20 protein-coding genes and 1 pseudogene are annotated in these 24,413 nt (G+C 50.1%); 9 read left to right on the forward strand and 12 right to left on the reverse strand.

The window, feature by feature from the left end; translation table 11 throughout:
- The first annotated feature begins 1 nt into the window (after position 1).
- The 3 genes from DOLE_RS18125 to DOLE_RS04185 all read left to right on the forward strand — a co-directional run bounded on the left by DOLE_RS18125 (position 2) and on the right by DOLE_RS04185 (position 2,110).
- Positions 2-166: a hypothetical protein gene (locus tag DOLE_RS18125; RefSeq protein WP_153304351.1), complete on the forward strand. Its 165-nt coding sequence runs from the start codon at positions 2-4 to the stop codon at positions 164-166.
- 5 nt (positions 167-171) lie between these two features.
- Positions 172-1,305 (forward strand): ABC transporter permease, encoded by a 1,134-nt coding sequence (locus tag DOLE_RS04180; protein ID WP_012174239.1) that lies wholly within the window; start codon positions 172-174, stop codon positions 1,303-1,305.
- Between the two features lie 244 nt (positions 1,306-1,549).
- Complete coding sequence (locus DOLE_RS04185) at positions 1,550-2,110, forward strand: ORF6N domain-containing protein (protein WP_012174240.1); 561 nt, start codon at positions 1,550-1,552, stop codon at positions 2,108-2,110.
- 60 nt (positions 2,111-2,170) lie between these two features.
- Here the strand turns inward: DOLE_RS04185 and DOLE_RS04190 are convergent, their stop codons facing one another.
- From DOLE_RS04190 to DOLE_RS17010, 4 genes are all read right to left on the reverse strand, one after another.
- On the reverse strand, positions 2,171-2,476 hold the full coding sequence (locus tag DOLE_RS04190) for a hypothetical protein (protein WP_012174241.1): 306 nt from the start codon (positions 2,474-2,476) through the stop codon (positions 2,171-2,173).
- Positions 2,463-3,662, reverse strand: coding sequence for a nucleotidyl transferase AbiEii/AbiGii toxin family protein (locus DOLE_RS17005; protein WP_012174242.1), 1,200 nt, complete (start codon positions 3,660-3,662; stop codon positions 2,463-2,465). Before DOLE_RS17005 ends, DOLE_RS04190 begins: the two co-directional genes overlap by 14 nt.
- Positions 3,655-4,467, reverse strand: a complete 813-nt coding sequence (locus DOLE_RS04200) for a type IV toxin-antitoxin system AbiEi family antitoxin domain-containing protein (protein WP_012174243.1) — start codon at positions 4,465-4,467, stop codon at positions 3,655-3,657. The genes DOLE_RS17005 and DOLE_RS04200 overlap by 8 nt, the downstream gene beginning before the upstream one ends.
- A 394-nt stretch (positions 4,468-4,861) precedes the next feature.
- Entirely contained in the window at positions 4,862-5,527 is a 666-nt protein-coding gene (locus tag DOLE_RS17010) for a TetR/AcrR family transcriptional regulator (protein ID WP_012174244.1), read from the reverse strand.
- Positions 5,528-5,844: 317 nt separating this feature from the next.
- Here DOLE_RS17010 and DOLE_RS17015 point away from each other — a divergent pair, with 317 nt between their 5' ends.
- The 3 genes from DOLE_RS17015 to DOLE_RS04220 are packed head-to-tail and all read left to right on the forward strand — an operon-like array spanning position 5,845 to position 9,299.
- A complete protein-coding gene (locus DOLE_RS17015; RefSeq protein ID WP_012174245.1) occupies positions 5,845-6,609 on the forward strand; it encodes an acetoacetate decarboxylase family protein in 765 nt (254 codons plus the stop codon).
- A gap of 20 nt (positions 6,610-6,629) precedes the next feature.
- Positions 6,630-8,042: an acyl-CoA dehydrogenase family protein gene (locus DOLE_RS04215; RefSeq protein WP_012174246.1), complete on the forward strand. Its 1,413-nt coding sequence runs from the start codon at positions 6,630-6,632 to the stop codon at positions 8,040-8,042.
- A 21-nt stretch (positions 8,043-8,063) separates the two neighbouring features.
- Entirely contained in the window at positions 8,064-9,299 is a 1,236-nt protein-coding gene (locus tag DOLE_RS04220) for an acyl-CoA dehydrogenase family protein (RefSeq protein WP_012174247.1), read from the forward strand.
- 557 nt (positions 9,300-9,856) lie between these two features.
- On the opposite strand, the gene DOLE_RS04225 is transcribed toward DOLE_RS04220, so the two are convergent.
- The 6 genes from DOLE_RS04225 to DOLE_RS04250 form a co-directional block, all read right to left on the reverse strand.
- Complete coding sequence (locus DOLE_RS04225) at positions 9,857-11,014, reverse strand: DGQHR domain-containing protein (RefSeq protein WP_041280343.1); 1,158 nt, start codon at positions 11,012-11,014, stop codon at positions 9,857-9,859.
- A gap of 607 nt (positions 11,015-11,621) precedes the next feature.
- A complete protein-coding gene (locus DOLE_RS17870) occupies positions 11,622-12,449 on the reverse strand; it encodes a DNA adenine methylase (RefSeq protein WP_083766647.1) in 828 nt (275 codons plus the stop codon).
- 210 nt (positions 12,450-12,659) lie between these two features.
- Positions 12,660-14,393 (reverse strand): restriction endonuclease subunit S, encoded by a 1,734-nt coding sequence (locus tag DOLE_RS04235; protein WP_012174250.1) that lies wholly within the window; start codon positions 14,391-14,393, stop codon positions 12,660-12,662.
- Positions 14,390-15,871 (reverse strand): type I restriction-modification system subunit M, encoded by a 1,482-nt coding sequence (locus DOLE_RS04240; RefSeq protein ID WP_012174251.1) that lies wholly within the window; start codon positions 15,869-15,871, stop codon positions 14,390-14,392. Before DOLE_RS04240 ends, DOLE_RS04235 begins: the two co-directional genes overlap by 4 nt.
- On the reverse strand, positions 15,868-18,219 hold the full coding sequence (gene hsdR, locus DOLE_RS04245) for an EcoAI/FtnUII family type I restriction enzme subunit R (RefSeq protein ID WP_012174252.1): 2,352 nt from the start codon (positions 18,217-18,219) through the stop codon (positions 15,868-15,870). The genes DOLE_RS04240 and hsdR overlap by 4 nt, the downstream gene beginning before the upstream one ends.
- 27 nt (positions 18,220-18,246) lie before the next feature.
- Positions 18,247-19,278 (reverse strand): restriction endonuclease, encoded by a 1,032-nt coding sequence (locus tag DOLE_RS04250; RefSeq protein WP_041280345.1) that lies wholly within the window; start codon positions 19,276-19,278, stop codon positions 18,247-18,249.
- Positions 19,279-19,659: 381 nt separating this feature from the next.
- Between DOLE_RS04250 and DOLE_RS04255 the strand changes: the two genes are divergently transcribed.
- The 3 genes from DOLE_RS04255 to DOLE_RS04265 all read left to right on the forward strand — a co-directional run bounded on the left by DOLE_RS04255 (position 19,660) and on the right by DOLE_RS04265 (position 22,662).
- Positions 19,660-20,244, forward strand: coding sequence for a type IV toxin-antitoxin system AbiEi family antitoxin domain-containing protein (locus DOLE_RS04255; RefSeq protein ID WP_012174254.1), 585 nt, complete (start codon positions 19,660-19,662; stop codon positions 20,242-20,244).
- Complete coding sequence (locus DOLE_RS04260) at positions 20,231-20,893, forward strand: nucleotidyl transferase AbiEii/AbiGii toxin family protein (protein WP_012174255.1); 663 nt, start codon at positions 20,231-20,233, stop codon at positions 20,891-20,893. Before DOLE_RS04255 ends, DOLE_RS04260 begins: the two co-directional genes overlap by 14 nt.
- Positions 20,894-21,132: 239 nt before the next feature.
- Positions 21,133-22,662, forward strand: a complete 1,530-nt coding sequence (locus tag DOLE_RS04265) for a Fic family protein (protein ID WP_012174256.1) — start codon at positions 21,133-21,135, stop codon at positions 22,660-22,662.
- 165 nt (positions 22,663-22,827) lie between these two features.
- Here the strand turns inward: DOLE_RS04265 and DOLE_RS18555 are convergent, their stop codons facing one another.
- Both DOLE_RS18555 and DOLE_RS18765 read right to left on the reverse strand, forming a co-directional pair.
- Positions 22,828-23,481, reverse strand: coding sequence for a DUF4143 domain-containing protein (locus tag DOLE_RS18555; RefSeq protein WP_232362739.1), 654 nt, complete (start codon positions 23,479-23,481; stop codon positions 22,828-22,830).
- Between the two features lie 192 nt (positions 23,482-23,673).
- A pseudogene (locus DOLE_RS18765) lies at positions 23,674-24,066 on the reverse strand (ATP-binding protein); the annotation flags it as partial.
- Between the last annotated feature and the right edge of the window lie 347 nt (positions 24,067-24,413).

Genomic DNA, 24,413 nt, shown 5'->3' on the forward strand with positions numbered 1-24,413 from the left:
CATGATTTTGGAAAGAAGGCGGATAGGGGCGCAAAAAGGATGGACAAAAAGTTTTTTCGTAAAACCGCGGCGGCCAATGGATTTCGATCCCGATCCCGATCCCGATTTCGATTTGGATGGCAGGGTTGCCCGGGTCTTAAATAGTGTTTTTAAAGCTTTTGGATAACGGTTATGAAAAAAGTCTTCTATCTGGTGCGAAAAGAGCTGTGGCAGGTCTTTCGGGACATCAACATGCTGCGCATCATTTTTATCGTGCCCATGGTTCAGTTGTTCGTGCTGGGCTATGCCATCACCACGGACATCAAGAACCTGGATATCCTGATCTGCGACTACGACAATTCTGCCCTTTCCCGGAACCTGGTGGAGCGGTTTTCCCACACCGACTACTTTGACGTTGCCAAAAGCGGCTGCGCGCCGGGCCATGTGGAGCACCACCTGTTTACCGGCCGGGCCGATCTCGCCCTGGTGATTCCCGACCGGTTCGGCCGGGACCTGGAGACCGGCAACCGGCCCGAGGTGCAGATCCTGGTGGACGGCCAGAACTCCAACACTGCGGCCGTGGCCGCCGGCTACACAAACCGCATCCTGTTTGCCTTCATGCAGGACCATGCGGCAACCCCCGCCATGGCCGGGGCCTTTGTCGCGGCATCCCGGCCCCGCTTCATCTCCCCGGAGGGCCGGGTCTGGTACAACCCGGAATTAAAGAGCGTCTACTATATGATCCCCGGCATCATCTCCATCCTTTTAACCATCGTGACCATGCTGCTTACCAGCCAGGCCATTGTCAAGGAGCGGGAGATCGGCACCCTGGAGCAGTTGATGGTGGCGCCCCTGTCCCCCTGGCAGATCATTGCGGGCAAGACCATTCCCTTTGCCGTGCTGGGGTTTATCGAGATGGGGGTGGCCATGACCTTTGGCGTGCTCTGGTTTTCGGTCCCCATCGTGGGCAGCCTGCCCCTGCTGGCGCTGATGGCCGCGGTCTTTATCCTGACCACCCTGAGCCTGGGCATCTTTATCTCCACCCTGGTGGAGACCCAGCAGCAGGCCCTGTTTGTCTCCTGGTTTTTCCTGGTCTCCTTTATCCTGCTGTCCGGCTTTTTCTATCCCATCGACAACATGCCCGGCTGGGTCCAGGTGATCACCTATCTCAACCCGCTGCGCTATTTTATTGAGATCCTGCGGGAGCTGTTTTTAAAGGGCGCCGGCCTGGATGTGCTGTGGCCGGAGCTGGCCTGCCTGGCCGCCATTGCAACGGCCGTTTTTACCCTGGCCATCGTCCGGTTCCGCAACCGCAGCCGGGCGTAACGGCATCACAAAAAACGCGTCATTGCGAGGAGCAAAGCGACGAAGCAATCTTCTGCATCCTTGCCTCGCCTGTCAGCAAACCGCCGCATATGGGCACAAAAAATGAATATAGCGTTGATATCACAAATCGTGATATCAAAAATAAACGGCAACAAGCTTTTCTCCTATTCGGCTGCCTGTTTGGAGGTCGCAATCTGCGACTTCCAATCAAATAAATACTTTTGCGGCATAAGGATGATTAATCATGAATGATATCGTACCGGTAGAAAGAATCGCCAGTAAAATCTATGTGATCCGGCAGATAAAAGTGATGCTGGATAGAGACCTCGCGGAACTCTACGGTGTTGAAACAAAGGTTTTAAAACAGGCTGTAAAAAGAAACATCAAGCGTTTCCCATCTGATTTCATGTTTGAGCTGACTAAAGAAGAATGTAAAAACTTGAGGTCACAAATTGTGACCTCAAGTTGGGGTGGTAGTCGCTATGTGCCAATGGCTTTTACGGAGCAGGGCGTGGCCATGTTGTCCGGTGTTTTAAATAGCGACAGGGCAATTGCCGTCAATATCCAGATCATGCGAACCTTTACAAAGCTACGCCAGGGGCTTCTAAACAATGAAGACCTGAAAAAAGAGTTGTCTGAGTTAAAACAACTGACGGAAGAGCGGTTTGCGGTTGTTTTTGAAACCTTGGACCAGCTTCTTGCGATTGAATCCAGACCCCCAAAAAAGATCAGTTTTACCGTAAAAGAAAAACAGCGCGCCTATGGTAAAAAAACAGGAAAGCAAAAGACACCAAAAAGCGCGTGAAAGAGTTGTGACAACCTCCCGGGGAGGGTAGCCCATGTCTCAGCCCTGTGCTGAGGCGGGTTATTTTTCCGACCGGTGCTGGTGCAGGTTCTGGTAATGGTTGCCGATGGCCATGAACATTTCCATCGATTGGGATACAATATCGTCAACCGGGGTCTGAAAACCATCCAGGACCCATTGGTGGGCATTGGCGATCATGGCGCCGGAAATTGATGTGGGAATGATTGTCGTTTCCAGCCATTCGGGCTCCAGGGAGGGAAAAAGGGAACAAAAAATGATTTTGATCCAGCCGGCCAGGGTTTTTATCGATTCCCGGTATTCTTCGTCCACCCGGGGGCTGACGCCAAGTACCTCAAACAGTTGCACCCGGACCGGAGGGCGTCAGCTCAACGGTATATTCTGGCACAAATGGTGTGTCCGTAATCTCCGCCCCCTGAATGCGATCAACTCGGTAAGACCGGGGTTCATTGGTATTATGTCTTATCGTAAAGAGCAAGAGATTACCCGCTTGAGAACGCCGTAACGAATAAGGTTCGATAAGGTGATAGTCGTCCTTATATTTCAAATTCACGCAAAGCCTGTTGGCTGCGGCAAAACGGATTTTCTCAAGCGGCACCGTTGTGTGCCAGGCCTGGGCCATGGAAGGCGGCTGCCAGGACCGATCAATTGCCACCTGCCCGGAAGAGATGGATTCTTTTTTCACTTTTTGAGCCGTGCCGTGCAGCCATTCTATCACCTTGGGCAGCTCCACCCAGAACTGCTCAAAGGAAAGCAACACCGGCAACTGATGCGCCAGCATGTTTTTCCATTCCGCCTCCAGTTCATCACGCTCGGGCCGGTTGGTAAATGTCTCCATGGAAGGGACGGGTATCCCTTTAAACTCGCATTTCTTCGCAAGCGTATTTAAAATGACGCCCTGGGTGGTTACTAATTCATCGTGGCGATACAGATGCACCACATCATACAAGTCCCTTGGCCGCTCCCGTTCCGCCAGGGCCCTGATTTTTTCGGCAAACACTTCCTCAAAACAGTAGCAGTTGATTTGGATGCCGTCTGCCGGACAGTCCGAATAAGGATGATGCACGTTTCTGATGACAGGGTCCAGCACCAGCACTTCATCGGTTGTCAAATCCAGCTTAATGCGGGGAAGCGCGCCGCCCTGCCGCATTGGCCCCTGGTAGCCGATACGCCCTTCGGCGGCCATCCCGCCACGGTTGTTCTCATACACCTCAAAACGGATTAAGTCCCCGGGCACCGCTATGCCCGCAGCATCGTGAACCCATTCGGCAATCTCTTCAAAGCAGCTTACCAGAAAATCCCGATCAAGATGATCGGGATCGGTGAGGGTAAAATCAAGGTCTTCGGAAAACCGGTAAGTTTCAAAATAGCACTTTTTTAAGCAGGTACCGCCCTTAAAGGCCCAGCTTTTCCCGATCGCTGGATGATTGAATATACCGGCCAGCATCCAGCCAAGCACATAGTCTTTTTCAATAACATTTGCCCGGAGCCCGAACTCCCGGACAAAGTCCATTATTTCAGACTTGTCAATCACCCGCCGCCTCCTTCCAGTTCTCAGGTACCCACAAACGCCAGCGGGTCACCAGCCGGGTATTGTTCAGGGCCGGATCAAGCCGGGTGTTGCCCGTGGTCAGCCGTTGACGGCACTGCGCAATGGCAGGCGCCTGTTCCGGCGCTGTTTTTTCAAGCAGAAAGCCCAGGCGTTTAAATACCGCTCCGTTGTTCAAGCGGTCTGCGTATTCAACCAACAGATCAAGATCGCTTTTTTCAGAACGCAGGTAGTTGGCAAACATCTCCTTTAGTGAACGAATCCCCCCGCCCAGGCCGGGCACGGCCAGCATGTCCAGAATGGTACGCGCGGGATCGGAAACCAAACTTTTGACTTGCCCGCGCCAGACCGGCTTTAACCCGAACATGGCCTTTTCGGAAATCGTGCGCAGCATAAAGGCCGTGCCTTTTATTGCCGGCTTCCTGTCTCGCGGCTTTTGAACGGTCATTACCATGATGGTGCTGAAGATTTGTTCCGTCAGATCAAAATATTCCGCGGCGCTCCAGCCGCCGATATAGCAGGGAGAAAAAAGGCGCTCGGCAATCAGCCAGGGATCTTCCAGCGGCACGTCAGCCGTGCGGGACTCCAGTGGCACATATACATAAAGCCCCTGCCTCACTCGGGACACCCATCCTTTTTTTGACCATCGGGAAAGCATCTTGGAGGCATCCGTGGAAGCCACATTTAAAATCCTGGCCGCTTCGCCCACCGACACCGTGCCTTTGGTGCCGCGAATAACCGCAGCCATTCTTTCACGGTCTGTTTTGCCTATGCCCGTCAATTCATCCATAATATACCTCAAGAGTAATTGTTCATCTATTATATGAATATATACACATACCATATACCATTTTGGCCTGTCAAAATATATTTTATGCGTAATAATTCAACTATTATGTGAATATTAACACACAAAATATACTTTTACGGCCTATCGCACGAAGGAAAGTTGGTGGGGTTGTTGTTATGGTTTTCCCGTCAGGCTACGGCCTGTTCAACCATGGCGTCGGCCAGTTGAATCCGCAACCGCAGCCGGGCGTAACGGCATCACAAAAAGTGCGTCTATGCAAAAAAATATTTTTTCAAACTCAAAGTTTATTTTTTTATGTTTTTGCATAAATTATCACTGCAAAAAAGCTATTTTATAAACCAAAGGCATCATCCGCGACCTGTGCTGATGGGGGTTATTTTTCCGACCGGTGCTGGTGCAGGTTCTGGTAATGGTTGCCGATGGCCATGAACATTTCCATCGATTGGGATACAATATCGTCAACCGGGGTCTGAAAACCATCCAGGACCCATTGGTGGGCATTGGCGATCATGGCGCCGGAGATTGATGTGGGAATGATTGTCGTTTCCAGCCATTCGGGCTCCAGGGAGGGAAAAAGGGAACAAAAAATGATTTTGATCCAGCCGGCCAGGGTTTTTATCGATTCCCGGTATTCTTCGTCCACCCGGGGGCTGACGCCAAGTACCTCAAACAGTTGCACCCGGGCCCGGCGGGGATCCTGTAAAAACAGCAGGTAAAAGCTTTTTGTGATCTGGCAGGCCGCTTCTTCCGGTTTGGTCCCGGGCGTTTCAATAATCATCTGCGCCCCGGCTTCCAGTTCACTGATCAACCGGTTGAATACCGCGCACAGCAGGTCCTCTTTGTTGTTAAATGATTCATAAAAGTAGCGTTCGGTCAGCCCGGCCAGCTGGCAGATGCCCCTGATCGTTGCCTGTCCGTATCCCAGGGTACCGAACGATTCCAGGCCGGCGGCAACGAATTTCTCCCGCCGTTCATGCATCCGCTGGTCCGCGTCCACACCGCCGTACTGGCGGGTCGGTTTGTGGTGATTTTCTTTCATAAAAGCAATTCTGACAGCTTTTATTGTCACAAGCAAACTGTTTTTTTGGCAGGGTTGCCTGAAACCGGGTATTGCCAAAAAACGAATAAAATAAAATATATAACTATTTTCGAACCGGCTTTCTACACACGTATAAAAAACTTGACAACCGGGTCCTGATCATATAATTTTCAAACTGACAATTCTTAATGTCACTTTTTCCCGCTTTTGAAACCCGGTTATTGTGAACAGCGTAAAGGCAGGAACAAAAGTGACAACGCTTAATGTCGCTTTCATGGCAAAACAAGTATGATCCTTTAATGTGAGCGGAGGGAAAAATGAAAGACAGAAAAGTGCTTCCATCATTTAAACAGTCGCTGGGCCGGATCACAAAACCCATGGCAATCGGCACCCGGTTGTGGGAGAACGCCCGTTTTGTCCTGGCCGATGTGCCGCTGAACAAAAAAGAGACGAAAAAAATCCTGCCCTGGTGCATGTGGCTCGGGCCCAATCCCACAGCCACCCTGTTCATCGTGGATTACACCAAAACGTCCTTCACGGTTCCCTATCACGAGGCGGCGCTGCTGGTCCATGTCCGGACCCCCCTGGGCAAAGGCCTGCATTGCCCCTGGATGGTGGTGGATGATGATACCGCCATGATCTACGGCCGGGAGATCCTGGGGTATCCGAAAAAAGCGGCGGACATCACTTTTGAAGAGAACGGTAAAAACATCACGGCCGGTGTAACCCGTCGCGGGGTTGAAGTGCTGCGGATAGAATCAACGTCCAAGGCACAGCAGACGCCGCCGCCCCCGGTGTTTGATCATAAAACATTCAACGTGGGCGGACCGTTGCAGTTTTTTTCCCTGGTCCAGCCGATATGGCTGTTCCGGCCCAAAGAGGAGATTACAGAATCCTACGAAACCGATGCCAGGATAACGATAAACGATTCCGAGTATGATCCCATTGCCAGGCTCATCGACGGCGAACCGTTTAACACCCGCATGGTGGTGCTGGATATCCTCCGGGCCAAATATTATCTTCCTGCCGGGCTGGCAGGGGGGATCTGGTACGTGCATTCATATTACCTGCGATACCGGTAGTCACAGGAACAGGGGGCTTCATGAGTTTTCATGAACTGGACCCAACGCTGTCTGGAGAAGCCGTTTTTCTTGCCGAATCAGCCCGGGAATTCGGGCAGGCCGTCATGCGGCCGGCCGGTATCGCGCTGGACCGGTTGCATGATCCTTCCGACGTCATCGCAGAAGGTTCCGTGCTGTGGGATGTTGTCAAAGGGTATCGCGAACAGGGGTTCCACAGGCTGATGATACCCAGGGCGTTTGGCGGCTGGATGGGCAAAGTGCCGCCGGAAACCGGGGTATTGCTCAACGAACGGTTCGGCCATGCCGATGCCGGGCTGGCGGTCAGCCTGGTCGTATCCGGCATGCCCTTTGCCATGGCCCCTTTTTTCAATGACGCCAAAATCCGCCGGCTGGCCCGGGATTATGCGGAAGACAAAGACGGCGCCCTGGTCGGGTGCTGGGGGATTACCGAACCGGACCACGGCTCGGACTGGCCCATGGGAACAACCGCCCAGGGTTCGAACCCCAAAATGGCGCCCACGCTCCAGGCGGTAAGGCGCGGCAATGAATATGTTCTAAACGGCCAGAAGTCGGCCTGGGTCAGCAACGGCACCATCGCCACCCATGCCATGCTGCATGTCGGCCTAGACCCGTCCATGGGAATGCACGGCCAGATGCTGGCCTTCTGCCCCCTGGATTTGCCGGGCATCTCCCGGGGAAAGCCCCTGAACAAAGTGGGGCAGCGGGCCCTCAACCAGGGGGAAATCTTTTTTTCCGATGTGGTGCTGCCAAAAAGCCACCTGCTTTATCATAAACCCCTGCCGGGCGGGGACAGCCCTTTTGCCCGGGGATCGCTGGGCATTGTCAACGGGGAAACATCGATCATGATCAGCGGCCTGGCCCAGGCCGCCTATGACGAAGCCGCCAGGTACGCAAGAGAAAACAGCGGCACGGCCGGCGCGTCCATTAAAGAGGATCATGTCCGGCTGAAACTTTTTGAGATGTTCGCACAAACAGAAGCCGTGCGCGCTTTTGTGCGGCGGTCCACCCGGTTCCGGGAATCCTTTCTGCAGCCGAAGATCTCCCGGGTGTTTCCGGGCTCGCTGGTCATGTCCTATGAAAGCACCTTCGCCCTTGCGGCCAAAGGGCTTCAGGCCTTTTTCAGAATGTACGACCTGTCGTTTAAGATAAAACCCGTTCGCGGTTATTTAAAGAAAACCTGGCAGAGCGACCGCGTCAAAACCCGCTACGGGACGGGCAAGTACGGGGTTGCCGCCAAGGTGCTGGCCACGGAGGCCGCCTTTGAAATCGCGTCCGCCGCCCTGGAAATCGTCGGTGACCAGGGCCTGACCGGCCGGTACCCGGTGGAGAAAATGCTTCGTGACGCCCGGGCCTCGATGATTGAAGACGGCTGCAACGAGACCCTGGCCCTGGCCGCTTCCGAAGATTTGTAACCGTTATGCAAGGAGAAGAATATGGGCTATTTTGAACTGGACCTGTCGATTCCCGGGGATGTTAAGGCCATCACAAGGGAAGTGCGGCCGTTTGCGAAAAAGCGGTTGCGGCCGGCCGGCATCGAGCTGGACAACCTGCATGACCCGGCAGCCGTATGTGCCGTCAACTCCGTCATCCGGGACGTTTTCAAAGCTTACCGGAAACTGGGCCTGCATGTACTGGACATTCCCAAACAGGCGGGCGGCATGGCCGGTGAACTGCACCATAAAGCCGGCCCCATTATTGTCGAGGAAATGGGCCAGGGGGACGCCGGCCTGGCCGTCAGTATGGAAGTATCCAACCTGCCGTTCGTACTGGCGGCCATGTCTTCGCAGCCGGTGTTGCAGGAACTGGCCAAAGCCTATTGCGCGGACACCGATGCCCGGATGATCGGCTGCTGGGCAATGCCGGACGCCGGGGATTACCTGGACTGGCTGTTGCCGGGCAACGGGGCGGACAGCCATACGCCTCATACGCCCGGGTTAGCGTCGATATCGCGGGAAGACGGATACGTCATCAACGGAGAAATAACAGCATGGATCGCCAATGCCCCCATGGCCACCCACGCGGCGGTCCTGGTCAGCCTGGACCCGTCCCGGGGCATACCCGGGTGCGGGGTGGCCATCGTTCCCCTTGACCTTCCCGGCATCACTGTCAGCAACCCCCTGGACCGGATCGGCCAGCGCACCCTGCCAAGAAGCCGGATCTCTTTTAAAGACGTGAAAATTCCGTTCACACTCATGGCGGTTTCCGACATGGAAAAGGCCCGGCCGCAAATGACAGGCATGCTGGCCCGGACAAACAACATCATCGCCGCGGCTTCGGTGGGCCTGGCCCAGGCCGCCTATGACGAGGCCATACATTACGCCAAACAGCGGGTGCAGGGCGGGGTCCCCATATTCACGCACAAAAATATCAAGTTACAGCTTTTTAACATGTTTACAAAAGTGGAAACCGCCCGGGCCTACAGCCGCCGGGTCGGGAATTATAACCGGACCGCGGAGTCCGCGTCCCTGCATCACTCCCTGGCCGCCAAAGTTTTTTGCACCCGCACGGCTTTCGATGTGGCCAGCGACGCCATCGCCATATTCGGCGGCAACGGCCTGACCAGGGAGTACCCGGTTGAAAAAATGTTCCGGGACGCCCGGGTGGCCATGCTCAGCGACGGGGAGAACAACACCCTGTCCATCACCGCGGCCGGTGAACTGGCCAGGTAAAACATGGATGATTTTAAAAGCCGGAAGGTGCGACTGCCGGGCACGACCTGCGCCTTCTGGGGCTTTGTTTGTGCCTGCCTGGGCGTTGCCTGACCATAGTCCTTTCCCCCTGGCCAGCATGCCGTTCCGTGCCCTCAGCCGGGCGTAATCCGCTGGCAGCTCACAGAACCGGCGATAACTCTTCTCTGTTTTTTCTTGATTTCTGTGCCCGGTCTGCCATAAATGCTTCATTCAAAGGCAAAATCCTGAGGAGGGTAGCCCATGTGTCAGTCCAGTTCCCATCTTTTATCTGTCGGGCGTATCGAAAAACCCGGGCCGACACCCCGGTCCGCGCCAGCCCCGGTGACTGCTATGATGGAATGAAACCGGTTGAAGTCGCCAATGCCGTCATCGAAGTGGCGGGGTTGGGATAGAAGGGAAAAATTTGGCTGGGGGCTTGAAAGAACGGTGCAGTTAAGTGTGGTGTCCCCGGAACTATATCAATTCCTTACTTATGCGGGGAATGAATTTGGCCGCGTGATTAAAGAATAATAACAAGAGGACCTCTCGTTCTGACTTTACTTGGGTAAACTTCCTTTTTTTAAAGCTTTATATAACTCAGACTCTCCAGACGATCCTGGTTTAAAATTTTCACTGGTAAATTCGCCGTCTTCAATTTCAATTTTTTTAAATATTTCTAAAAAGTCTTCAACTTTTGGAACGTCCCAACAGCCAGGATTAGCTAACTGGCAATATGCATTACGAAGGAATCTCATTAACGCCCTGAACCCGTTTGTTCTATTTAAAATATATCCTGTACCTGTTGAATCCCAAGCATGCGGCCATCGTGTTTTTACGGCTTCAAAATAATTCCAAATTATATCTGTTAACTCAAAGTCCTTTTCTTCAATCATCATGTTTCTGAAAATCAATTGTCTTGACTCATCCGCATCAATTTTTTTGGGTTTTTTCCCGCGCAAATAAAGATCTCTATCATGCATTTCTTGCATTTTGGTTTTTGAGATGTATTTTAGAAGAGCTTCTACGAATGTTGCCTGTGTTATGGTTTCATTGTATCTATTCTTCGTTGCAACTCCGAGTCTTCTTATTCTTTGGTAAAAAGGACTGTTTTTGTCACCATCAAGGGCAACGGCTATTTTGTGGCACAATTTTTGGGGGCTGCGCGCTTTTGCATAATCAAAAAGATCATATACCAAACTCTTATTTACTTTTGTTTGGGCAAGATTCACTGTGGAAAAAATATACGCTTGTTCTGCCACATCAATATCAACAAAAATACTGACATTAATATCGAAGTGAGGTCCATTATAGTTCTTAAGGCCTTCAATTCGATGTTGCCCATCTATAACCTTTGCAATTTGACCAAAAATTATTTTTTCCTCTTCGTTGTCTGCATCAAGATAGTTTTGTAGTGTCATTTCACTTGTCTGTTCATTATACTCAGCACAAAGTGAGCTGACAGATAAAATTATACTGGTTGGAAAACAAGCATCTACAGTTTTCACATATTCTGATAATTCTTTTACCCTTTTCTTGCTTAATGGCCGTTGTATGCCTAAATATTTCTCAAAATCTCTTTCATCAAATATTCTTCGAACATCCACCCACGTAATATCAGAAAGATCTTTATAACCAATACTGCCTATGTAAAAATTTCCAATTGGCTGGGATATTTTAAGGCAAGGGAATGAAATCGATTTCGGATCCTCTTTCATATTCGGCTCCTATGTGCTGAATAATCTTCGACATAGTTTCTCTCTGTCTCTTTCATATCTCTAAGAGATGTCGACATACGACTATTTCGATAAACTAGTGCTAAATATAACAATATGGTAGATATTATAAAAATGTAACGTGAAAAATTAGAAATATAATTATCATTAAGATCTATTCGCAAATGGCTTGCATTAAAAAAGACTATAGAGATAAACATAATAAGTGAAACTAAAAAAATATGTGACTGAGTTGATGGAAACTCCTTTCGCGTTTTAATCTTTTGCATAGCAATATAATAAATCGGGGCAATTAGGGATGCAGAATAAAGGAACAACTCCCCGTTATTTGAAACGAATAACAACGCTTTAAAATATTCGTTATTCCAAGATTTATCAGTAAAAAGGAGTAGAAGAGCGCCCAGAGTTAAAGGGAGAGTTGACATTGTTAGTATCGTTATTAATTCCTTAAATGCTTCAGAAAAATCTTCAAGCTTACAATCAATCAAATGGCCCAAAAGAGGTATTGTCCTCACAGCTTTAAGGATTTTACGTAAAAATAATTTAAGATGCATGCCTCCCCCACCATTTCTATATTTGTAGATTATTATCAGTAGTTTGTTGCAACTAACTCCTCGCAATTGTTTCTAAAGCGCGGCTGTCCTGCTATAATGCTCTTTCTCGTTAATGTTCTTATATTAAAATAATTTTTGTATAAGTTTATAATACTTTTATGGTTTGCATTAGTAAGTAAAATTTTCGCTTTTCTACTATTTGCCTGTAATAGCGATTCTTTTAGTCTAACTTGATCTTCCCAACTAAAGAGAGTTTCATTATATTTTAAAAATCCATTATTCTTATGTTTAACTGTATATGGGGGATCAACAAAAAGAAAATCATCTGTTTGGGCTTTGTCAATAACATTCTGAAAATCATCAGATAGAAGTTCCGTATTCGATAGTGTTACAGAGATAAGATGAAAGTTGTCGGTATCAAGAATAACGTTCGTTTTCGTCCCTATTGGAACGTTAAATTCCCCTTTACAATTTACTCTATATAAGCCATTCCAACATGTTCGGTTAAGATAAATAAGTCTTGCGGCTTTTGTGAATTCAGATCTTGGCTTAGATCCTCGAATTTTATAATAATAGTCTTTCGAATGGTTTTTGTTGTGATTTTTTAAATGGGCATAAACTAATCGCCAATCTTTTTTTATTGCATGGTAAGAGTTGATTAATTCTTTATTTTTATCTGATAATATGGCCGCTTCTGGATTTAAATGGAAAAAAACTGCACCGCTCCCCACAAATGGTTCAATATAAGTTCTATATTCTGATGGAAAAAGGTTTTCGTACCTCTTAACCAACCATCTTTTTCCACCAGCCCATTTTAAGAAAGGTACAGCTCTCAGGTTATTAACTGACTCGATCTCTGTCATAATTAATGCCACATCAAGGGTGTAGCTAAAGCGTACGTATTCCGTAAACTGTTGCTATCCGGCGTAACGCAGCCGGGGTGTGTGTTTTCCCCCTTGGGATTCTTTTTTTTAAGCGTAACTTTCAACCAATATACATAAATAGATTGTACGTGTAAAGGAGTTGCAGGACATTCGGAATTTGTAGGATTCATAAATTGTGAACCATCCGGGTCAGGCCAAGGCCTGCCCCACAATGGCGTCGGACAGTTGGGTCTGGATGGTTTGGGCCTGGTGCAGGCGTTCTTTTAGGGTGTCGCACAGGGCCATGAGTTTATCGACTTTGGCGACAATGCGGTGTTGTTCGGCGAGGGGGGGGAGTGGAGTTGCTGCGGCTCTAATTAAACCAACGTTTAATGTCGGCTGTGCAAGGGTTCGTGTAGCACCAATAAATCCACTTTGCATTAAATCAGTCTGTAATAGCCATATTAAATATTGTTTCAGAATGAGCCGAGTTGGCGCTATTCTACATATAGCTCTCGCAATATTTGCCCCTCTCCAACTATCTGGTGCTACACCTAACTTGCCGATACTACCAACTACTCCCATCAGTATTTCTCCACCCAGAAGTCTGGTTCTCTCATATTGCCTATCGATTTCTTTATCAATCGACTTTTCTGGGAGTTTGGGTGGGTTAATTAAGTCCAAATCACCTATTCGTACAAAAGGGACACCATTTTCGACATCAGGTCCTGGGACAAGAACACCATAAGATATCGGTATATTTGGCTCAATCAGTTGGTTAAACCTCACCCACTCCCAGCCTTCCGGCAGATCAAACGGCTTTTCGTCCTCTGTGATTTTGGGCAAGGGTGTTTGATTTTTTATTTTGCCGGCTTTGATCAGGCGGGCTTTTTCTTTGTCGATTTTTTCCAGCAGGACGCTGGCGGGTTCGTCGTTGGGATCTTGAGGGACAAGTTTGCCCATGACGGCGAGTTGGAGGATGGTTTGTTTGAGGTGGTCGATGCTTTGTTCGGTGGTAAACAGGATCTCAAAGTGGTCGGCAATCTGTTGCCAGGTCTGGGCGCACGCTTTGGCGTCGCCGGCTGTGGTGAGGGCCGCCAGCAGGGTCTTCACCAAGGTCTGGTGGGTTTCGATGCTCTGGCTCTGCTCCTGTTCCAGCCGGTCGCACAAGGCCATGAGTTCATCAACTTTGGTGACAATGCGGTGTTGTTCGGCGAGAGGGGGGACCATTATTACCAACTTTTCCATGCGAGCTTTCGTCATATGAATCATGGCAATGCCGCTACCTGAAGCCTTTATTTTTTCAGTAACAGCAGCTAAATAATGGTACAGGAAGTTCTTGTACAAACAAGATTCATCAAAGAGATCTAATTTCCAAATATGATAATGATATATTACTTTACCACCCTGCCAAATAAACGGCCCAAATGAAGCTGACCAAGCATATATAAGATCACCATTATCAATATACTTTTCTGGTTCAAGTGCCAAGTCTGAGTAATACCATATGTCAGAAGTAAATAGATTCCCTACACGTAAAAGAGGCGTCCCTTCTTGTAGCATTTCATGATTTTTGTAAGCTCGACCATTTAATACATTAAGCACTTCACCTAATCTGGTTACATTCCATCCTGATGGTATTTTTTGAGGTTTTTCATCTTCTGTGATTTTGGGCAGGGGGTTTTGTTTTTTGATTTTGCCGTTTTTGATCAGCCGCGCTTTTTCCTGCCCGATTTTTTTCAGCAGTTCGCTGGCGGGCTCGTCGTTTGGGTCCTGGGGGACGAGTTTACCGCGCACGGCCAGTTCCAGAATCAGTTCCCGCAGTTTTTTGATGCCGTGCAGGGAGTGGCCGTTGGCATTGCTGCCCCGGCCCCGGCCGCTATTGGCCTTGGGGGTTTGGGCGGCTGTCCAGATATCAAGATGGTCGGTGATCAGGTTTTTCATGCCTGGCCGCCATTTGTGAGGGCATCGGCCAGGATGGCTTTTAGCTGATCTTGCAAGTCCGCAATCTCTTTTTGCTGGGCCTGGTATTGGGCCAGCAGTTTTTGGGGGTCACGATCTTCCTGTTCGGCCACATGGGGGTTTTTAATATCCAAATTGTAGTTACGGGCTACGATGTCTTCTGCCGACACCTTCCAGGCCTGGGCGGTTTCTTTGCGGGTTTTAAAATTTTTGGCCTCGCTGCCCCACCACTTTATCTCCGGTTCAAACTCTTCAAACAGCATGGGTTTGGTCTTGTTGTAGCTTTTGGCGCCCTCGGGGTAAGGATGCTCGTAATACCAGATTTGCTCGGTGGGCGTGCCTTTGGTGAAAAAGAGCAGGTTGGTTTTAATGCCGGTGTAGGGGTTGAACACGCCGTTTGGCAGGCGCACAATGGTGTGCAGGTTGCACTCGGCCAAAAGGGTTTCTTTGAGCCGGGTTTTCATGCCTTCGCCGAACAAAAAACCGTCCGGCAGGACGATAGCGGCCCGGCCGCCTTTTTTTAAGAGTTTGATGATAAGCGCCAGAAACAGGTCGGCGGTTTCCCGGGTGCGGAAAGTGGCGGGGAAATTGTTTTCAATGCCGTCTTCTTCCATGCCGCCAAAGGGCGGGTTTGTGACGATGACGTTGACCCGGTCTTTTTCGCCGTAGTCTTTGTAAGGCCGGGACAGGGTGTTGTCGTGCCGGATGCTGACGGGCGTATCAACGCCGTTTAAGATCATGTTGGTGACGCAGAGCATGTGAGGCAGGGCTTTTTTTTCTACGCCGGAGATTGAAGCCTGGAGAATTTTTTCGTCTTCGGTGGTTTTGACGTAATGATCGCGCTTGTGCTTGATGGTGCCGGTGAGAAAGCCGCCGGTGCCGCAGGCCGGGTCGAGCACGGTTTCTGAAAGTTTCGGGTCCACCCGATTGACGATAAACTGGGTGACGGCGCGGGGGGTGTAAAATTCGCCGGCATTGCCCGCGCTTTGCAGGTCTTTTAAGATCTGCTCGTAGATGTGACCGAAGGTGTGGCGGTCTTTTTGGGTGTTAAAGTCGATTTCACAGATTTTGTTGATCACCTGGCGCATGAGGGTGCCGGACTTCATGTAGTTGTAGGCGTCTTCAAAGACGTTCCGGATGACCATGGCCCGTTTGCCCTGGAGCCCCTGGATTTTAAGTTTATCTTTTAAATGGGGGAAAAGCTGGGCATTGACAAAATCGGCCAGTTCCTCGCCGGTCATGCCTTCAGGGTCTTTGGCCCAGGCCCGCCAGCGCAGGTGATCCGGCAGGGGGGATTGATAGTCGTCTTCGAGAAGTTCGAGTTCGGCTTCGCGGTCGTCGAAAATTTTAAGGAAAAACATCCAGACCAACTGGCTGATGCGCTGGGCGTCGCCGTCTACGCCCACGTCTTTGCGCATGATGTCCTGAATGGATTTGATAATGCCTGATACGTTGCTCATGCTCGCTGCTCCGTATTAATAAACAGTTCTTTTTCCAGTTCGGCAATGGCATTGTCATAATTGGCTTTGCCGCCAAAAACAGTGTTGATGATCTCCATGGGGGTGCCCATGTCGCTGAAGGGCTTCATTTTAAGCACCTTGGCGTTCTCAAGCGTGCGGATGCCTTCGTCGGCGTATTTGTCCAACAGGGCGGCCAGCACGGCCCGGACCTGCTCGCCATATTTGGTGAAGTAGTTTCGCTTTTTTACATTGTTGGCCCGTTCTTTACGGGTAAGCGGCGGTTGGTCAAAGGCGATATGGCAGATAAGGTCAAAGTCGCCGAAATCCTTACCCACTTCTTCGGCCAGGTTTTCCAGAATAATGCCGTGTTCTTCCAGCAGATCGATAATGGCCTGCTTTTTTTCAGCCGCGTTCCAGCGCGCAAGAAATTCATCTAACGAAGTAAATTCCTGGTGGATCTGCTTGCGGGTAAAGTCGCGGTAGGACTCTGTGATGAGGTCGCCGTCCGGGCCGTAGTATTCGACGCGCTCGGCAATGATGCTGACCGGTACGCCGTTTACCACAAACTTTTGGATGCCCGGCCCGGGGTCTTCGATGGTACCGTCATCGTCATCATCCGGTTTTGGATCAGGCGGGACCGGGGGGTCGTCATCGTCGGGCTCGTAAATCACCACCGGCTCACCGTCGAATTCCGGATCGGCAAACAGTTTGGTGGCTTTTTTAAAATCCATGATGGTGAAAAACCATTTATTGTTGTCTTCATCGATGCGTGTGCCCCGGCCGATAATCTGCTTAAAAGTGGTCATGGAGTGGATGGTTTTGTCTAATACGATGAGTTTGCAGGTCTTGGCGTCTACCCCGGTAGTGAGAAGGTCCGAGGTGGTGGCAATAACGGGGAAAGGGTTTTCCGGGTCGATAAAGTTGTCCAGCTCGGCCTTACCTTCGGGGCTGTCGCCGGTAATCCGCATAACATATTTGGCGTTGTCGATGGCCAGTTGGCCGGCGGCATTAACAATGGCCTTGCGCATGCGCTCGGCATGGTCGATGTCTTCACAAAAGATGATGGTTTTGGAAAACGGATCGGTGGCGCGAAGAAGCTGCATAACGCGCTTGGCAACCAGCTTGGTGCGCTGGTTGAGCACGAGAATGCGATCCATGTCCTTCTGGTTGTAAGTGCGATGTTCAATTGCCTGGCCGAGATCGTCTACCATACCGGGCGGCGGCGTCCAGCCACGGATGTCTTTGTCTATGTCGATGCGCACCACTTTATAGGGCGCTAAAAAGCCGTCCTGAATGCCCTGCTTTAAGCTGTAGGTGTAAATCGGCTCACCGAAATAGGAGATATTGGAGACATATTTTGTTTCCCGGGGGGTGGCGGTAAGGCCCAGTTGGATGGCGCCGGAAAAGTAATTGAGGATTTCATGCCAGTCGGAGTCTTCAGCGGCGCTGCCACGATGGCATTCATCAATAACGACCATGTCGAAAAAGTCAGGGGTAACGCTTTTAAAAATTTTGTCTGCTTCGTCCGGGCCGGTGATGGCTTGGTAAAGGGCCAGATGAATTTCATAGGCTGGATCAATTTTTCGGTTTTTCACCTTGGTCATGACCGAGCCGAAGGGTTTGAAGTCGTTGACCAGGGTTTGGTCGGCCAGGATATTTCGGTCCACCAGAAACAGGACGCGCTTTACGGCCCTGGCCTGCCACAGCCGCCAGATGATCTGAAAGGTGGTGTAGGTTTTGCCGGTGCCGGTGGCCATGACCAGCAGCATCCGCCGGTTGCCTTTGGCAACGGCTTCAATGACCCGGTTGATGGCTTCGACCTGATAATAGCGGGGTTCTTTTTCCGTGGCGTCGAAATGATAGGGCTGCAGAAGCAAGTCGTCCGAGGCGTCTTCAATATTGCGATAGGTTTTATAGCGCTGCCAGAGAGTGGGCGGCGGCGGGAACTGGTCAAGGGGAAGCTGGGTTTCAATTTCTTCACCGGTGGCCGGAACTTTGTTGTGGGAGGCAAAGGCATCGCCGTTGGAACTGAAGGCGCTGGGCACCTGTAATATCTCGGCGTAGCCCAGGGCCTGTTGTAGGCCCTGGCTGACGGTGTGATCGTTTGCTTTGGCTTCCACGACCGCCACGGGAACGCCCGGCTCCCAGGCTAGGACATAGTCGGCAAATTTTTTCTTTTTCTTGTTGCGCGAGGACATGTTGCCCCGCACAACAACCGGACCGGGAGAGAGCGTTACCTCCCGACGAATCTGCCGAATAGGGTCCCACCCTGCATTTTTAATCGCCGGGGTGATGAACAGATCACAGATATCTGTTTCGCTGAGTTTTTTCTTTTCGCTTTTATCCAATATCGTGCTCTTTAGCGGTTCATTTCGTCAGGAGTCATCATCCGGCACCATCACCCAGATACGTTTTAAGGGTAGCTCCGCCTGGATTTCGTCCGGCAGGTCTGCGTAACTCGACAGCAGGTTAAAAATTATTTTTTTGTCGTCCCACAGCCGGACTTTAAAGAACAGGCCGCTGGTGTTTGCCAGGGCGGTTTTGTTAAAGCCGTCCCAGGAGACAAACAGGCCCTGTTCCGCGCCAACCCGGCTCATCACCCCTTCAAGTTCCCGAATGGCCGCATCATTTTGAACGCCGCCCGATTTTACCTGCACACAGATGCGCGGCTTATCAAATCCCATGGGACCGAATCCCGCCAATATGTCGATACCGCCGTCCGGCCCTTCGGGTGAGCGATAGGTTTGATAGCCCTGTACTTGCAGAATCGCTTCTACCAAGCGGGTTAAATTATGACCGCCGAATCTTGCCTGAATCAGTCGGCGTATTTGATCGACTGCCTGTTCTTCAAGATCGACAAATCCTTCGGTATCGTCGTCTGTTACTATATTACTGTCTGTCGACATGTCTTTTTTTGCGGCCTTGCCTTGCCGGTGGGGGTCTGGCTTGCCAGCGAGAATCGCTTTCACGCGCTCTTCGGCGTTATTCCTTTTTATTTGGCATACTGTCATAAAGGCGCCAAAAGAATACAGCAAATCCTGGCCAAAAGTCGTTCTGGGAATATTTTCTTTCAGCCATTCTACCTTCCTGACGTGCCGGCCATCTAAATATTGATAGTCGCCTTTGATTTTCCCAATGGCTATTAACGACCTTGTTTTTAGCGGGAGTACCACCAAATCGCCTTTATCTATTCTTTGGGAAAAAGCCCATGCCTGGGCAGCATGATTATTGACCGCACTTGGAGACATGTCCGGATATACTTCCGCGTGCTTCCTCTTCATTTCGGCATAACTCCGCACTTTAGAAATATCGGGCATCTCATGCCATCCGACAATTACCAGCCCTTTTTCAAGCGCAGCATTTTCATCTTCCCCATGCCTGCCGGCGCGAACCATCCAGAGTGCCATTTATATCCCCTTTGTGTAGGGTTTTTAGGTGATTGATTAACGATTTATATCAATTGAGGGGGGAAGTCAAAACAGATGGAGGGAAGTTTAGATTAAATCAGATTAAATAGGAGTGTTGTGCCGCAAACAAGGCAATAGCATGCCTCGGGCCAGAGCCGTCAAGCAGGCTTTTTTGCCTCCACGATGCCGTCTATTTTATCACCCTCCCGTAGAAGGCGAATATCTGTAAATCCGGCTTGTGTTATCGGGCGAACACAAGGTTCGCCCCTACATCATTGTCCCGCACCTTGCAGAGGAAAGCAGGATAGTTTTGTCTTGACAGGCCTGTAATTGTTAAATACATTTAATTAACAAAAATGTTAATTAACTATATTTTGAAAAATGAGACTGAATCAGTTACGACAGATCAGGAAACGTTACTTCGGGTATGAAGAACTGGCCCGGTTGCTGGGCATTGCGCCCGCGTCGGCGCGTGTGGCTGCCAACCGTTTTGTGAGCCAGGGCCTGCTGGTGCGGATAAAGCGGAACATGTACATGCTGCGCGAGGTCTGGCAAGCTGCCGGCAGGGAGGAGACGTTTGCCATTGCCAATCTTGTCCAGGTGCCTTCCTATATTTCTCTGACCACGGCCCTGGATTATTACGATATCACCACCCAGATGCAGCGCGATTATTATGAGTCTGTGGCGACTGTGCGGACGAAGCAGGTGGATGTCGATGGCACGGTGTTTCGATATACCCGTATCGCGCCCCGTCTTTATTCGGGGTTCCGGAGAGAAAAGGGGTTTTTTATCGCAACGCCCGAAAAAGCCCTGGTGGACGCTTTTTACCTGATGTCCCTGGGCCGGTATGCCCTGGATGTGTCTGCCCTGGATGATACACGGCTGGATTTGAAAGGGCTGAAAGCGGCAAGCCGGGATTTTCCCGAAAAAACCAGAAAACTGATGAGGACCCATGGATACCTTTGAACAACATGAAGTGTTTGAGATGGAGGTGTTGGACCGGATGGGCCGGGCCGGGGTTCTTGAGCCGCTGGCCTTTGGGGGCGGCACCATGCTGCGGCTTTGCCATGAACTGCCCCGGTACTCGGCAGGCCTTGATTTCTGGTTCATCAGGCCGGTGGATGAGAAGGCCTATTCCCGGCAGGTCCAGGACCTGCTTCAATCGGTATATGAGATCACGGACGCTCAGCTCAAACGGTATTCCCTGGTTGTTGAACTGCGTTCCGGCCGCTATCCCCGGCGATTGAAAATTGAAATCCGCCGGGAGGTCCGGCAGTGGGACTGCCAGCAGAAGATCGCCTTTTCCCGTTTTGACACCCGCCAGGTGGTGGTGAGGGCCCATACGCTGGAACAGACCATGGAAAACAAGGTGGCTGCCCTGCTGGATCGCGGTGAAATCCGGGATGGTTTTGATATCGAGTTCCTGCTGCGCCGGGGCATCGGCCTGCCCCTGCTGGATGCGGCCCGGCTGGAAAAGATGCGGGCCCGGGTGGGCGGGTTCAAGGAGAGGGATTTCAAGGTCGGTCTCGGCTCGATCCTGGAAGGTGACATGCGCGCCTATTATGCGGCAAACGGGTTTGCCTTTTTGAAAGAAAGGCTGAATGCCATCATTTAAAGCCGGTAATGTTCTGATCGATAGGTTATTGCGAAGCGTCGACAGATTCGGAAAGTCTGCCCTGGGTTTCCGGATGGCGACTGTTCTACTGCCGTCCGATTGCCACCAAACTCGATATTTCACCCTTCCCGCCACAACGCAACACAAAAACCTAAAAATCGCTTGACGCAAAAACCTAAAAATGACTATACTGAAAAACCTAAAAATAGAATATACGTATACATCCAACAGGGCTAAAAATGGCGACACCTCAAGATAAGCTTTCAGCATCTCTGGTTGTTCTGAAAACGCTTCAGGACAAAGGCATTGTTGCAATTCATACAAAAAACATGACGCGTACGCACCGGGAGCGTCTTGCTAAAAACGGGTTTATCAAAGAAGTAATGAAGGGATGGTATGTCCCATCCCGCCCTGAAGAGCCAGCCGGAGAGAGTACGGCCTGGTATGCCTCATTCTGGGGATTCTGTGCCGATTATCTTTATTCAAGATTTGGCGATCAGTGGTGCCTGTCCCCTGAACAATCATTGCGCATTCATAGCGGAAACTGGAATGTCCCCGAACAGTTGGTTGTCCGCACGCCCAAAGGGGGCAATAAGCCGACATGGCTTCTACACAACACATCCATAATGGACGTTCGCCTGAAATTACCGAACAAAAATAATATAGAAACCAAAGAAAACTTACAAATTATGACCCTGTCCGCCGCATTGATTTCATGTGCTCCAGGCTATTATTTGAATAATGCTGTAGAAGCCCGGGCGGTGCTTTATATGGTCGCTGACGCTTCGGAGATTTTGCCCAAACTTCTTGAAGGCGGACATAGCACAATAGCCGGAAGGCTCGCAGGCGCTTTCCGTAATATCCGGGAAAATACTATTGCTGATAATATCATTGAAGCAATGAAAGCTGCCGGATACAGCATTACAGAAGATGATCCGTTCGAAGAAAGACCTGCCATTATTTTGCGTGGCCGGGAGGTTTCTCCGTATGTTAACCGGATACGGATGGACTGGGCAGATATGCGCGGGACTGTCCTTGAGAACTTTCCCCAACCGCCTGCAAGACTCAAGGACACTGGTGCATATCTTAAGCATGTCGATGACATATATCTGACCGATGCCTATCATTCGCTTTCGATAGAAGGATATCGTGTGAGCGAAGCGCTTATTGAGCGTGTCCGCTCGGGGGATTGGGACCCGGAAACAAACCGCAAAGATAGAGAATACGCGGATGCCCTGGCTGCTCGTGGTTACTGGCAAGCTTTTCAAGCGGTAAAAAAAAGCCTGGCAAAAGTTCTGCATGCAAACACGCCGGGTACAGTGGCGAGTAAGGATCATGCCATATGGTACAGAGAATTATTTGCCCCGAGTGTAACCGCTGGCCTTATCGCCGCATCAGACCTTGCCGGTTACCGAAGTCAGCCTGTCTATATCCGGAAATCAATGCATGTACCGCCCCGCTACGAAGCCGTGCGCGACCTTATGCCGGCATTCTTCACCCTTTTAGAAGGTGAAAAGGAACCGGCTGTAAGGGCGGTTTTAGGCCATTTTTTCTTTGTATATATCCATCCCTATTGTGATGGGAATGGCCGCATGGGAAGATTTCTGATGAATGTTATGTTGGCCAGTGGTAGCTATCCATGGACAGTTATTCCGATTGAAACCCGCAATCACTACATGGCCGCCCTGGAAGAGGCGAGTGTAAAAAAGAATATTGAGCCGTTTTCCGGATTTTTAGCCAAACTCGTTGAAAAAGAAATTCAGCGGTGATTGTTTAGCACTTAACCCGATATTTCACCCCCACCCAGCCTCCCCCGTCAAGGGGGAGGAGATACAGAGGAAGGCCAAAATGGGGACAGGGCAGGCGTTTGGCATGTCCGGCTGTCCGTGCAATTAAAGTACAGGTCAAGGTTCCGGGCGGGGCTGTTCTGGTGGTCATAAACAGCCCGCCGGAATCTGAATAATCCGGTCTGACAGATATTCAACCTTGTCGGAATTGTTTACCAGGATGCCGACCGGCGCCCCGGTATCTTCAAGAAAAATTTTTAAAGCCGTCAGCATGCGCGGTGTAACTTTGTGGCCAAGTTTGATCTCTACAGGAATAATGCCAAACGGCGCTTCAACAATCAGGTCGATTTCCGATTTATCCTTTGTACGGTAAAAATAAAAATCCATTCCCGTGCTTAACGTGCATTGAAATCCCCGGATGATCTCCTCTATGACAAACGCCTCAAAAGAAGGGCCTGCTTCGGGATGGACAAGCATGCTGTCCATATCATTCACTTTAAGGAGGTGGTGAAGTATCCCCTGGTCCCTGAAAAACCCCCTGGGCATTTTTTGCACTGTTTTGAGCTTATTTTTTTCATAGCTCCTGAGATTCCGCCAGATAAAGGTATTATGAAGAATTTCCAGGTATTCTTTTGCTGTAACGGAACTGACGTCAAGCGCGGCCGCGATTTTTGACTGGTTGACAATATGCCCCGAATGAAATGCAAGCGTCCGGATAAATAGCTGGAAATTATGGGCATTAATTCTTGGGAAAAGACGCCGGATATCCCTTCTCATATAATCAGAAAAGTATTCATCCATCCATAGCCCATGAAACTCAGGCGTGGTCCGCCCTTTTATCCTGGGCTCCGGATATCCGCCCAGAAACCAGTGCTCGAATATCCGGGCCGGTGTCATTGCCGGCCTGAGCGCTGACAGCCTGGTTAAATCCGGTTTTGAAACCGATAAGATCTCATATACAGGTGACAGTGGCCGGTCATAAAACTCTGCCGCCTTGAACGGCCATAATTCAACTGTTGCGATTCTGCCGGCAAGGCTTTCTGAAAGGCCGGCGACGATACCCGGAGAGCTGGAACCGGTCAATAAAAAACGGCCCTCAGCCTTTCTGTCCCTGTCAATAACACCCCGTAATACTTTAAACAATTCCGGGAACTGCTGGGCTTCATCTATAATTGTCCGGTCCTGCTGTCTGCTGAAAAACCCCAGCGGATCAGAGGTGATAAGCTGATAGTCGTCCGGGCGTTCAAGGTCGTAGTATTTCCAGTCCGGTCTGATGGCCTGGACCAGCGTGGATTTGCCACATTGCCTGGGACCGATAATGGCAACGGCGGGAAACAGGTTTAATAATTGATTGATTTTATCTGCCAGAAAGCGTTTTTTATCCATGATTTTTAAATACTGCCTTTAAAAATTATGGATGTCAAGGCAAATAATATTGATAAGGGATAAGGATGCCTTCAAAATGGGGACAGTATATTAATTTCTGAGCGGTTGGGGTAAATTCGTTTTGCTGCGGGTGAAATTAAAATACAGTCCCCATTTTGCTCCGTGTATGTTCAAGATTGCTTCGCCTGCGGCTCGCAATGACGGGCAGGCGTTCAAGATTGCTTCGCTGCGCTCGCAATGACGTTTTGGTTGGTCAAGATTGCTTCGCCTGCGCTCGCAATGACGCTTTATTTGGACAAGATTGCTTCGCCTGCGCTCGCAATGACGGGCAGGCGTTTGGGCTTTTC

This window comes from Desulfosudis oleivorans Hxd3 (assembly GCF_000018405.1).
GTDB lineage: Bacteria > Desulfobacterota > Desulfobacteria > Desulfobacterales > Desulfosudaceae > Desulfosudis > Desulfosudis oleivorans.

Bases quoted from the DNA above. Each gene is read 5' to 3' on its own strand.
- DOLE_RS17010 (WP_012174244.1), bottom strand. From the start codon at position 5,527: ATGAAAGAAAATCACCACAAACCGACCCGCCAGTACGGCGGTGTGGAC.
- DOLE_RS04260 (WP_012174255.1), top strand. From the start codon at position 20,231: ATGGATACCTTTGAACAACATGAAGTGTTTGAGATGGAGGTGTTGGAC.
- DOLE_RS17870 (WP_083766647.1), bottom strand. From the start codon at position 12,449: ATGACAGAGATCGAGTCAGTTAATAACCTGAGAGCTGTACCTTTCTTA.
- DOLE_RS04200 (WP_012174243.1), bottom strand. From the start codon at position 4,467: ATGGATGAATTGACGGGCATAGGCAAAACAGACCGTGAAAGAATGGCT.
- DOLE_RS04180 (WP_012174239.1), top strand. From the start codon at position 172: ATGAAAAAAGTCTTCTATCTGGTGCGAAAAGAGCTGTGGCAGGTCTTT.
- DOLE_RS17015 (WP_012174245.1), top strand. From the start codon at position 5,845: ATGAAAGACAGAAAAGTGCTTCCATCATTTAAACAGTCGCTGGGCCGG.
- DOLE_RS04255 (WP_012174254.1), top strand. From the start codon at position 19,660: ATGAGACTGAATCAGTTACGACAGATCAGGAAACGTTACTTCGGGTAT.
- DOLE_RS04225 (WP_041280343.1), bottom strand. From the start codon at position 11,014: ATGAAAGAGGATCCGAAATCGATTTCATTCCCTTGCCTTAAAATATCC.
- DOLE_RS04265 (WP_012174256.1), top strand. From the start codon at position 21,133: ATGGCGACACCTCAAGATAAGCTTTCAGCATCTCTGGTTGTTCTGAAA.
- DOLE_RS04250 (WP_041280345.1), bottom strand. From the start codon at position 19,278: ATGGCACTCTGGATGGTTCGCGCCGGCAGGCATGGGGAAGATGAAAAT.
- DOLE_RS18555 (WP_232362739.1), bottom strand. From the start codon at position 23,481: ATGGATGAATACTTTTCTGATTATATGAGAAGGGATATCCGGCGTCTT.
- DOLE_RS04240 (WP_012174251.1), bottom strand. From the start codon at position 15,871: ATGAGCAACGTATCAGGCATTATCAAATCCATTCAGGACATCATGCGC.
- DOLE_RS04215 (WP_012174246.1), top strand. From the start codon at position 6,630: ATGAGTTTTCATGAACTGGACCCAACGCTGTCTGGAGAAGCCGTTTTT.
- DOLE_RS04220 (WP_012174247.1), top strand. From the start codon at position 8,064: ATGGGCTATTTTGAACTGGACCTGTCGATTCCCGGGGATGTTAAGGCC.
- DOLE_RS04235 (WP_012174250.1), bottom strand. From the start codon at position 14,393: ATGAAAAACCTGATCACCGACCATCTTGATATCTGGACAGCCGCCCAA.
- DOLE_RS18125 (WP_153304351.1), top strand. From the start codon at position 2: ATGATTTTGGAAAGAAGGCGGATAGGGGCGCAAAAAGGATGGACAAAA.
- DOLE_RS04185 (WP_012174240.1), top strand. From the start codon at position 1,550: ATGAATGATATCGTACCGGTAGAAAGAATCGCCAGTAAAATCTATGTG.